Below are 12,150 nucleotides of genomic sequence, written 5' to 3'. Positions count from 1 at the left end.
AACCTTAAAATTCAAAGTCCTAAAATGGGAATAGTATTAAATCAATCTTTAAAGAATACAATAATAACCTATTTTGGTTTTGGAATTGGAGCAATCAATACCATTTATTTATACCCTGTTTTTTTAGGTGCTACATATTATGCCCTGACCAATTATATTGTTTCTTCCGCTAATGTAATCATGCCTTTGTTTGCTATCGGTATGCAAAATACCTTAGTGAAATACTATTCACAATACGAATCCGAACAGGAACGTTCTCAGTTTTTATCCTTTACGGTTTTGTTTCCATTACTGCTATGTATCCCGTTACTGTTGATTTCGTTGTTTTTTTATGACGATATTAGAGTCTTTTTATCTAAAGAAAATCCGGTTGTAAAGGAGTTTATCTGGTTGATACCTTTCATAGGATTGTGTATGGCTTATTTTGAAATTTTCTATGCCTGGGCGAGAGTTCACATGCATTCTGTTTTTGGGAATTTCATCAAAGAAGTGCTCTTGCGATTGTTTAGCCTATTTGCTTTGATAGCGGTATATTATAAATTGTTGACAGTAGTACAGTTTGTGTACGTTACGGCTGGGATTTATTTTTTAGCTTTTGTGGTTACTATGGGGTATGCATTTTATATAAAGAAACCCAATTTTCAGTTTAATATTCCGGACAATGTAAAAAGTATAATGGAGTATTCTTTTTATATTATTTTATCTGGTAGCGTGGCTAATTTATTGTTAGACGGGGATAAAATGATTTTGAATCAATACATGAAAATTGAAAATATTGCCTACTATTCGGTGGCAACTTATATTGCTTTGGTGATTTCTGTTCCGAGTCGTGCGATGCACCAAATTGTGTATCCCATTACTGCTAAATTGATGCATGAAAATAAGCACGATGAATTAAATGATTTGTATAAAAAGACCTCTATCAATCTTCAGATGGTGGGTGGTTATGTGATGTTATGTATTTTTGTGAATATAAATCAGTTGTATGAATTGGTTCCAAAAGAATATGCTGGCGGAATTATGGTCGTTTTTATGATTGGACTTTCTAAGTATTTCGATCTGATTTTAGGAAATAATAATGCCATTATATTTAACTCCAAATATTACAGAATGGTTTTGTTCCTGGGGTTAATGTTGGTGTTTTTGACCGTAGTTTTAAACATGATTTTCATTCCAATTTATGGGATTATAGGTTCTGCATTTGCCACATTACTATCGATAACTTTATATAGTATTGCAAAATTGCTTTTTGTAGTGAAACGAATGCATTTGTATCCTTTTACAAATCAAACGCTGTATTCTTTGGGGATTACTTTGGTTTTGTTTCTGTTGTTTTATTTTTGGGAATTTCCTTTTCATCCCATTATTGCTATGGGAGTAAAGTCGGTTGTGATTACTATTTTGTATGTATATATCAATTATAAATTTGTTATTTCTCCCGAAATTAACCAAGCTTTAGATACTGTACTTAAAAAGCTGAAGATTAAATTGTAACAAAGTTTTTTTTCGAATTAAAATCATGTCTCTACATTATAAAGTAATCCGTGACTGAGATAGAACCACTATTCCAGAAAATTATTTAGGTAAGGATTATGAAGTACCTGTTTTTAATATTAAAAATAAAGAATAGTTGGTTTTTAGAATCGGTTTTTTTGGTAATATGCAATTATTCAGTAGTTTATGAATATTTGTGACTTCTGAGAATTAATTTGGATATATTTGAGGGCTTTTTGAATAAGAATTAAGTATTATTTATGATGAAAAATCACTAAAAGTGGGTATAGGGTTAATGTTTCTTATAGTATATTTTTGTAAACGGATTTATAAATAGTATTTTAAAAATCTAAGCCCCCCAAAAAATCTAAATTTTAGTGATTATGAAAGGAAGCCAATTAATAAATGATGAGAATTTTCAAAATTTCTCAAATTCAATTGCCAATAAACTTCATAGTGGTTTTGTTCTTGTTGAAAGGAATGATAAATTGCCTTTTGCTATTTTATCAAAAGAAGGAAAAGAAGTCGATCACAGTTTTAATTTTTTAATTTGTTGCATTACCCTCGGACTTTGGTCGGTTGCTTGGATTTACTTAAGTTACGTTTCTAAATCAAAAAAAATATTAGTGGCTTTAGACGAGGACGGTAACGTTTTTCAAGAAAATTGCTATGCAGGATAAATTTTTATAGTTTATCCCTTAAATATTTTCCAGTGATTGACTGTTTTATTTTTACAATTTCTTCTGGTGTTCCTTTCGCTAATAATTGACCTCCATTTTCTCCGCCTTCCGGACCAAGGTCAATAATCCAATCAGCACATTTTATAAGATCAAGGTTGTGTTCAATTACTATTATCGAATGCCCTTTTTCGATCAAGGCATCGAATGAAGTCAGTAATTTGTTGATATCGTGAAAATGTAAACCTGTGGTAGGCTCGTCAAATACAAAGAGCGCTTTTTCTTTTGTGGCTCCTTTTACTAAAAAAGAAGCTAATTTAATACGTTGCGCTTCTCCGCCAGATAAGGTTGAAGAAGATTGTCCTAATTGAACATAACCCAATCCAACATCTTGTAGCGGCTGTAATTTTTGGGTAACCTTATGCTGTTTATTGTTTGCAAAAAATACAATAGCATCATCAATGGTCATGGTAAGGATATCGTTTATGTTTTTGTTGTCAAACGTGATTTCGAGAACTTCTTTTTTAAATCGTTTTCCATTACAGGTTTCGCAAGGCAATTGCACATCCGCCATGAAAACCATTTCGACATTTATAGATCCTTCGCCTTTACAGGTCTCGCATCTCCCTCCATCTACATTAAAAGAAAAATGTTTGGCCTGATAGCCTCTTATTTTTGATAGTTTTTCTTTGGCATACAATTCCCGAATATCATCATAAGCCTTGATGTAGGTTACCGGATTCGAACGGGAGCTTCTGCCAATAGGGTTTTGGTCAACGTACTCAATATGCTTTATCTGCGAGAAAGAGCCTGTAAGCTCGTTAAATTGACCCGCTTTTTCTCCAACGTTTTCCAGCTTTTTCTGCATAGCAGGAAATAAAATTTTCTTGACAAGCGTACTTTTTCCACTTCCCGAAACACCAGTGATTACTGTTAATACATCCAATGGAAAAACAACATCTATATTTTGGAGATTGTTTTCTCGGGCTCCTTTTATTTCGATAAAATTCTTGAAAGGTCTACGTTTTTTTGGAACTGAAATTTCTAAATCGCCATTCAGATATCTTGCTGTTAATGAAGTCGATTTTAAGATTTCTTCAAATGTCCCCTGAGCTACCAGATTACCTCCAAATGTTCCCGCTTCCGGACCGATATCGATAATCATATCAGCAGCTTTCATAATATCCTCATCGTGCTCTACTACAATAACAGTATTACCCAAATCTCTTAGTGACAGCAATACTTTTATCAAACGTTCGGTGTCTTTTGGGTGTAGACCAATACTGGGCTCGTCCAGAATATACATTGATCCCACTAAACTGCTTCCTAATGAGGTTGCTAAATTGATACGTTGCGATTCACCTCCTGAAAGGGTTGATGAATTTCGGTTTAAAGTAAGATAATCCAATCCCACTTCTGTCAAAAAGGATAATCGGTTGTTGATTTCAATCAATAATCGTTTGGCGATTTGTTTTTCATATATGTCTAAATCGATGTTTTTGAAAAATTCTACCAAATGTTTGATTGGTAAATCAACTAAATCTGAAACGGTTTTAGAATTAATTTTGACGTATGAGGCTTCTACCCGTAAGCGTTTGCCTTTACAGGAATGGCATTTGGTTTTTCCTCTGTAACGGGAAAGCATCACTCGGTTTTGGATTTTATAATTCTTTTCTTCTAATTCTTTGAAAAAATCATTTAATCCCTGAAAATATTTATTTCCTTTCCAAATCAATTCTTTTTGTTCATCTGTTAATTGATAGAAAGGTTTGTGGATTGGGAAATCAAATTTGTAGGCATTGTTGACCAATTCGTCACGATACCAGCTCATGCTTTCGCCACGCCAAGGAAAGATAGCGTTTTCAAAAACAGATAAAGTGGTGTTAGGGACAACCAGTTCGGCATCAATTCCGATGATATTTCCATAGCCTTCACAAACGGGACAAGCACCATAAGGATTGTTGAAACTAAATAAATGGACATTTGGTTCTAAAAAAGTAATACCATCCAATTCAAAATTATTGGAATAAGAATATGTTGTATCCGAATTCAATTCCTGTAGGTAGCAAATTCCTTTTCCTTCAAAGAAAGCAGTTTGTACTGCATCGGCAAGTCGATTGTAAAATTCGTCTTCTTCTTTGACTACAATTCGGTCAATAATTAGTTTGATGTCTTTATTCTCTAAAGAATGTTGATCAGTTTCGTCTAAACGGACCATTTCCTTACCAACTAAAATTCTGGCGAAACCTTGTTGTAAAAGAACTTTTAATTTGTCTTCCAGTTTTCTGCCTTCTTCCAGATGAATAGGAGCAAGGAGCAGCCATTTGCTGTCTGTTTTAAAACTTTTTACATCGTTGACAACATCAGTAACCGTATTCTTTTTAACTTCTTGCCCGGAAATTGGTGAAAATGTTCTTCCGATTCGGGCATATAATAATTTTATATAATCGTAAATTTCAGTTGAAGTCCCTACTGTAGAACGGGCATTGGTAGTGTTTACTTTTTGTTCAATCGCAATCGCGGGAGCAATACCTTTGATGTATTCTACTTTTGGTTTATCCAGTCTTCCAAGAAATTGTCGGGCATAAGAGGATAGACTTTCGACGTAACGTCGTTGCCCTTCGGCATATAAAGTATCGAAAGCCAGACTTGATTTTCCGGAACCCGAAAGGCCTGTGATAACCACAAGTCTATTTCTTGGGATAGCAACATCCACATTTTTTAAGTTGTGTACTTGTGCACCCTTAATAATGATGTTTTTCTTAGGATCTAGCTTGGAAATGTCAACTTGCATACGATAATTAATTTTCACAAAAGTAATTAATTTTACTATGGGAATGGCTAAAGAATGGAATGCAATTATTGGTTTTTAGAATGATTTTGTTATGTGATTTTTACGTTGAACACCGTACTGTTTTTATTAATATTAAAATAGTATTATTCACTTCTTATTTCTAGATTTTCACTGCATTTGATTTTACGTTTAACGCTTTATTTAAAACCATTTTGTTTGCGAGAAAGCCTCTTTGAGAGACAAAGTTTTATGAAATATTTAATTTTATTGGTATTCAAGTCGGGTTTTGCTCTCCCATTTTTTATTTGGCTAAAAAAAGCTAAAAAAAGTGGTGCTCTATGTTATATTGGTGAGATTCTATACAAATTATGTAATCCTGATGTCATGTAGCAGACGACGAACAAAATTCATCTATAGCTTATGTTTTGAAATTCTTGTAGTAAGCATGATTTATTATCTAATTCTTATTAAAAATAAATTGTAAACTATTATATGTTTTTTTCGATTCTATAGTTTAATGTTGGATTTATTGCTTTTACTGTTTTAATTATGGTGTAATTGTACATAATTGGTAATACAACGTTTTCGTAATTACCTATATATTACCACAACATTTGTCAATTATTTACTAAATACTTCATTTTAAGATCTTTCTAAATAGGTGCTTTATAATCGCTTTAATCGTTTGATTATATGGTGTTTTTCCCTTTATCACATTTTTTATAAGTTGGTATAGTTTTTACATACCAGCTTTTTGGAAGGGTTTTTCATTTCAGACCTAAATTTGAGAAACTTAAAAACTAAACCATATGAAAAAATTTACCTTGTTGATTTTCTTAATGTTTTGTGCATTTGGATTTTCACAAAATTCGCCTATAACCTTCGAATCGGGAGGGTATGGATCTAGCTGGACTTTTTCCAGTTTTGAAAATTCTACCGGAATTGGATATGAAAAAGCAGCAAATCCGTTTGTTACAGGAATTAATACCTCTGCTACCGTAGGTAAATATACCGCAGTTGTTGCGGGACAGCCATGGGCAGGATGCGAAACCGCACACGCTTCAGGTGCTAACGGTATAGGAGCTTTTACTTTTAGTCTTAGCAATTGCATCGTGAAAGTAATGGTCTATAAATCGGTCATAAGCGATGTGGGATTAAAATTCGCAGAAGCAAATGGTGAAGCGCAGCCAGAAGTAAAAGTGGCAAATACCAAGATAAATGAGTGGGAAGAATTAACATTTGATATGTCTGGTTCTATTGGTAAAGGAGCAACTGGAATTATTGATCAAATGATAATCTTTCCGGATTTCCAAGCAAGAAGCACTGAAAATGTTTGTTATTTTGATAATATTACATTTTCTGCGAAAACGACAACGATACCGCCGGGTACTGGTCCAACTGCTGCTGCACAAGCACCTCCTGCAAGGAGCGCTGTAGATGTGAAATCAGTTTTTAGTAATGCTTATAGTGATATTGCAGGGACAAGCTGGACGCCTAATTGGGGACAATCTACTATTTCTGAAGAGGTTTCTGTTTCAGGTGATGCTGTAAAAAAATTATTGAATCTTAATTACCAAGGAGTTGTACCTGCTGCGGCTATTGATGCTTCGGCTATGACCAAATTGCATCTTGATGTTTGGACAGCAGATTGTACAGCATTAGATGTTTATTTGATTAATCCAGGGCCTACCGAGCAAAAAGTAACGTTAACACCTACATTGTCAGGTTGGAACAGTTTTGATATTAACTTGTCTGATTACACAAACATTGCTTTGAATAACGTTTTTCAATTTAAGTTTGTATCTCCTAATCAAAACAGTACAGTTTATCTTGATAATATGTATTTTTATAAGTCAGGTTCTGTTACTCCTCCTACTCCAACAGGACCAAATGCTCCTGTTACTTTCGAAACTGGAGAACAAGGATCTACTTGGGCTTTTACCAATTTTGAAAACGGTACAGACCTTTCAGTAGGTTACGAAAAAGTGGCAAATCCAAGCGCTACGGGTCCTAATTCTTCAGCAACGGTTGGTAAGTTTACTGCTAAAGTGGCTGGTGCTACTTGGGCAGGATGTCAATCTGATGGTATTGGAAAGTTTACTCTTGACCCTACAAATAGTACCGTAAAAATGATGGTATATAAAACTGTTATTAGTGATGTTGCACTTAAGTTTGCTGTAGCAGGTGGTGGATCTCTAGGAGAGATTAAAGTTCCAAACACCAAAGTTAACGAATGGGAAGAATTGACTTTTGATTTCTATAATCAAATAGGAAAACTTGAATCTACTGATATTGTGACTATGATGGTTTCACCAGACTATCGTGTAAGAACGACTGATAATATTTCTTATTTTGATAATTTAACATTTTCAAAAACTTCGGTTGCATCACCAGTATTGGTTTGTGATGCGGTTTTAACAGAGGCACAGCAAGGTACTTTTGATATTGGATACAAAACGAGTTTTGTAACTACAGGTACTGATGTTTTAGTGACTTTTGAATTATTGGATGCTAAAGACGGTACGGTTGCTTACTTATGGAAAGAATCTCCTTTTGGAGAAACTGCAATGACCAATGTTCCTGGTACTAAAAAATTCACTTATAATCTTACTGGACAAACAGCTGGAAATATAATCACTTATGCTTGTAAATTCGGTTATGCTGGAGGACAGACTGTAACTAAATATATAAAATATGAGGTAGGAAGTAATTGTAGTGGTGTGACTCCACCACCAGTTGTTGGTACAGGACCAACGCTTCCATTAGATTTTGAATCAGGAACGTTTGCTTTTGTTGATTTTGATGGAGGTGTTGCTACTACAATTGCTAATCCAGATAAAACGGGTATCAACACTACTGCTACGGTTGCCAAAATGGTAAAAGGAGCAGGAGCACAATGGGCTGGAAGTAAATTAAAAATGGCTTCACCAGTTGATTTTTCGACTAAAAAAATGATCAAAGTAAAAGTTTGGTCACCAGTTGTAGGTAAAAAACTTTTATTAAAGTTTGAAGGAGCTGGAGCAGCATTCGAAAAAGAAGTAGCTACTACAGTTGCCAATACTTGGGAAGAATTAACTTTTGATTATACAGGAGTTGCAGGAGTAAACGACTTAAACGATAATATGGTTTTCATATTTGATTTAGGAACTGTAGGAGACGGAAGTGTCAATTCAACTTATTATTTTGACGAAATTACACAACCAGGAACTACGCCACCAGTGGTAACAGGACCAACGCTTCCATTAGATTTTGAAACAGGAACGTTTGCTTTTGTAGATTTTGACGGAGGTGCAGTTACTACAATTGCTAATCCAGATAAAACGGGTATCAACACTACTGCTACAGTTGCCAAAATGGTAAAAGGAGCAGGAGCACAATGGGCTGGAAGTAAATTAAAAATGGCTTCACCAGTTGATTTTTCGACTAAAAAAATGATCAAAGTGAAAGTTTGGTCGCCAGTTGTAGGTAAAAAACTTTTATTAAAGTTTGAAGGAGCTGGAGCAGCATTCGAAAAAGAAGTAGCTACTACAGTTGCCAATACTTGGGAAGAATTAACTTTTGATTATACAGGAGTTGCAGGAGTAAACGACTTAAACGATAATATGGTTTTCATATTTGATTTAGGAACTGCAGGAGACGGAAGTGTCAATTCAACTTATTATTTTGACGAAATTACACAACCAGGAACTACGCCACCAGTGGTAACAGGACCAACGCTTCCATTAGATTTTGAATCAGGAACGTTTGCTTTTGTAGATTTTGACGGAGGTGCAGTTACTACAATTGCTAATCCAGATAAAACGGGTATCAATACTACTGCTACAGTTGCCAAAATGGTAAAAGGAACGGGTCAACCATGGGGAGGAAGTAAACTTACGTTGGCTTCTCCAGTTGATTTTTCGGCTAAAAAAATATTCAAAGTAAAAGTTTGGTCACCAGTTGCTGGTAAAAAACTATTATTAAAGTTTGAAAGTCCAGATGGTAATTTTGAAAAAGAGTCTGTTGGAGTAACAGTTGCCAATACTTGGGAAGAACTTACGTTTGATTTTACGAATGTGAGCACAACTAATACGGCTTCTGATATGGTTTTCATCTTTGATTTGGGAACTGCAGGAGATGGAAGCGGCAATTCAACGTATCTTTTCGACGAAATCACACAATCAGCTGGTTCGGTTGCGGTAACGGGAGCAACTCTTCCGTTAGATTTTGAAGCCGCTACTTATACTTTTGTAGATTTTGATGGTGGTGTAAGTACTAAAATTGCTAACCCACAAATTAATGGTATCAATACGAGTGCCAATGTAGCCAAAATGGTGAAAGGGGCAGGAGCAATGTGGGCTGGCAGCAAAATTAAAATGGCTGCGCCAGTAGATTTTACAACAAACAAATTGTTTAAAGTAAAAGTTTGGTCGCCAGTTGCAGGTAAAAAGCTTCTATTAAAATTTGAAGGTACTGCTGGGAATTTTGAACAAGAATCCACAGGGGTTACTGCTGCAAATACTTGGGAAGAATTGACTTTTGATTTTACAAATGTTGCTACCAATAATGTTGCCGATTTTATGGTTTTTATATTTGATTTTGGAACAGTAGGAGACGGAAGTGCCAATTCTACTTATTTATTTGATGATGTTAAACAAGCTTCGATTCCTGTAGAGCCTTCTACAAATTATTTGGTTTCTTTTGAGACAGCTAGTGTAATTGGAACTTGGGATTCATTTGAAAATCCGGGTCAAACTGGATTTGAATTTGTAAACAATCCTTCAAAAACAGGAATTAATACTTCAGACAAAGTGGGTAAATTTACTGCAGTACCAACAGGACAGCGTTGGGCTGGATGTGAAACTGCTGGTGGAAGTATAGGGACATGGGAACTAGATGCTACATCTACAACGGTAACCATGATGGTGTACAAGTCAGTTATTAGCCCAGTGGGGATTAAAATGGCTACGAAGTACAACGGTACAACTTTTGAAATCAAAAAGAATAATACGAAAATTAATGAATGGGAGTTAATGACTTTTGATATTTCTCCATTTATTAAAAGTGGTGATGCAACAATGATTAACAAGTTTGTTGTTTTTCCAGATTTTAGGTCAGATACAGATCCAGTTAGAAACTCTGATGTAGTTTTGTATTTTGACGATATTAAGTTTTCGGCCAAAAAACTATTTGAGCCTGACTATGTTGCTCCTCCAGTAGAAAATCCTATTGTTGCAGCTACAAAACCTCCTGTACGCAATGCTGCAGATGTAAAATCTATTTTCAGTGATGCTTATGCTGTTTACAAAGCAGGAAACTGGTGCCAATGTTGGGGACAATCGACTGTTGTTTCGGATGTAGTCATTGTTACAGACGATAATGCACGATTGTTAAAGGACTTTACTTATCAAGGGGTAACACTTCCTGATGGAGAGGTTTTTGATGTATCGGATATGAATAAAGTACATATTGATTTATGGTTTAATGATGCAAAATCAGTTAGTCTTGCTCTTGTACAACAAACGCCTGGTGGAAGTGTAGAAGCAGCACTCAAATTTACTCCTACAACAATAGGATGGAATAGTTTTGATCTGGATTTAAATTCAACTATTATACCGGGTGTTGATTTGTCTAAAGTGTTTCAAATGAAGTTAACTTCTGAAGAACAAGGATCGAATGTATTCTTAGATAATTTTTACTTCTGGAAAGATGCGTCTACTGTGTTAGCACAAATGGATTTACCAGTTACTTTTGATGATGCTACTGTGGATTATTCATTAATTGGATTTGGTGGTGCAGAAGGATCTACAATTGTAACAGATCCAACATTGGTAACAAATAAAGTTGCCAAAATATTGAAACCTGCTGTATCAGAGACTTGGGCTGGAACAACTATTACTGCTGCTTCTGGTTTAGGATTTAAAAATAAAATTCCTTTTTCTTCAAGTGTAACCAAAATGAGTGTTCGTATTTGGTCTCCAGATGCTGGAACAATAGTAAGATTAAAAGTAGAAGATCATGCTGATAAAAACCATACTGTAGAAACTGAAAGTTCTGTTACTGCTGCAAAAGGCTGGGAAACAGTAGAGTTTGATTTTGCAAAACCGGTGTCGGGGACTGCAGCTTTGAATTTAGCTTACAATTATGATAAAGCTACTATTTTCTTTGGATTTGGTACTACTGGTGCAGAAAAAACATATTATTTTGATGATGTTAAAATGGTTGAAGTGGCTTTGGAACCTGTATTAAGTTATGGTGTAGCGAGCCAAACCTATCTACTAGGGAAAGCAATCTATCCATTGACTATCAATAATAGTGGAGGATTAGTACCAGCAAGTGGGTATAGCATAAGCCCAGCTTTACCAACCGGACTAAGTTTTAATACTGCAACTGCAGTTATTAGTGGTACTCCATCGGCATTGAGTCAAGCGACTATGTATACAGTAACTGGTACAAATAGTTCTGGAAGTGCCAATACAACAATAAGTATAGATGTTGTCCGTGAGTTGAAGTCAAATAATTTTACCATTAAAACAATTGGTGAAACGTGTTTGGGTGAAAACAATGGAGAAATTAGAATTGCTGCTTCAGAAACGAATATTTATGTTGCTGTTATAAATAATAAAAGCTATGAGTTTACTACTAACAGTTTGAGAGTGTTTAATTTAACTCCAGGAACATACACGATTTCAATTTCGGTTAAAGGAGAAACAACTTCACAAAGCTTTATAGTCGTAATCCCTAAGGGGTCAACTACAACTGGACAAACGAGCAAACATTCTTATAATAAATTTACGGTTGTTATGACAGAAGGTACAGCTCCTTACAAAGTGTATTTGGATGGAGTAGAACAATTTGAAACTCCTTTTTCTACTTTTACAGTAGATGTGAACAAGGATAGTCTTTTAGAAGTAGTATCAGCCAAAAATTGTGAGGGTACATATACCAAAAACATCGATGGTTTATTAGATGCCTCGGCTGCATTCCCAAATCCAACTTCAGGAAGTTTTGAAATTGCAATTCCAAGCAACAGAAAAGAGGTTGTTATAGATTTATACTCTTTGAATTCTATGTTTATTTCAAGTAAATCATATCCTTTAGAAAATGGAACTGTAAAATTGAGTCTTGAAGGTCAAAGGGATGGAATTTATATTGCAAAAGTGTATTTAGACACTCCATCATATTTAAAAATCATAAAAAAATAAA

The 12,150-nt window shown here is 34.8% G+C and carries 4 protein-coding genes; 3 read left to right on the top strand and 1 reads right to left on the bottom strand.

Annotated features, from left to right (window positions below; genetic code table 11):
* The first annotated feature begins 24 nt into the window (after positions 1 to 24).
* Complete coding sequence (locus ABEB23_RS15365) at positions 25 to 1,494, top strand: oligosaccharide flippase family protein (RefSeq protein WP_348813504.1); 1,470 nt, start codon at positions 25 to 27, stop codon at positions 1,492 to 1,494.
* Positions 1,495 to 1,877: 383 nt separating this feature from the next.
* The gene (locus ABEB23_RS15360) at positions 1,878 to 2,174 is read left to right on the top strand and encodes a hypothetical protein (RefSeq protein ID WP_348813502.1); all 297 of its coding nucleotides are present in this window, start codon (positions 1,878 to 1,880) and stop codon (positions 2,172 to 2,174) included.
* A 4-nt stretch (positions 2,175 to 2,178) separates the two neighbouring features.
* On the opposite strand, the gene uvrA is transcribed toward ABEB23_RS15360, so the two are convergent.
* Positions 2,179 to 4,965, bottom strand: coding sequence for an excinuclease ABC subunit UvrA (uvrA, locus tag ABEB23_RS15355; RefSeq protein ID WP_348813501.1), 2,787 nt, complete (start codon positions 4,963 to 4,965; stop codon positions 2,179 to 2,181).
* 809 nt (positions 4,966 to 5,774) lie between these two features.
* On the opposite strand from uvrA, the gene ABEB23_RS15350 reads away from it, so the two are divergent.
* Positions 5,775 to 12,149: a putative Ig domain-containing protein gene (locus ABEB23_RS15350; protein WP_348813500.1), complete on the top strand. Its 6,375-nt coding sequence runs from the start codon at positions 5,775 to 5,777 to the stop codon at positions 12,147 to 12,149.
* Position 12,150 lies beyond the last annotated feature (1 nt).

Source organism: Flavobacterium maritimum, assembly GCF_040049085.1.
Lineage (GTDB): Bacteria > Bacteroidota > Bacteroidia > Flavobacteriales > Flavobacteriaceae > Flavobacterium > Flavobacterium maritimum.
This window is presented reverse-complemented; position numbering and strand designations above follow the sequence as displayed.

Bases quoted from the DNA above. Each gene is read 5' to 3' on its own strand.
- ABEB23_RS15365 (WP_348813504.1), top strand. From the start codon at position 25: ATGGGAATAGTATTAAATCAATCTTTAAAGAATACAATAATAACCTAT.
- ABEB23_RS15360 (WP_348813502.1), top strand. From the start codon at position 1,878: ATGAAAGGAAGCCAATTAATAAATGATGAGAATTTTCAAAATTTCTCA.
- uvrA (WP_348813501.1), bottom strand. From the start codon at position 4,965: ATGCAAGTTGACATTTCCAAGCTAGATCCTAAGAAAAACATCATTATT.
- ABEB23_RS15350 (WP_348813500.1), top strand. From the start codon at position 5,775: ATGAAAAAATTTACCTTGTTGATTTTCTTAATGTTTTGTGCATTTGGA.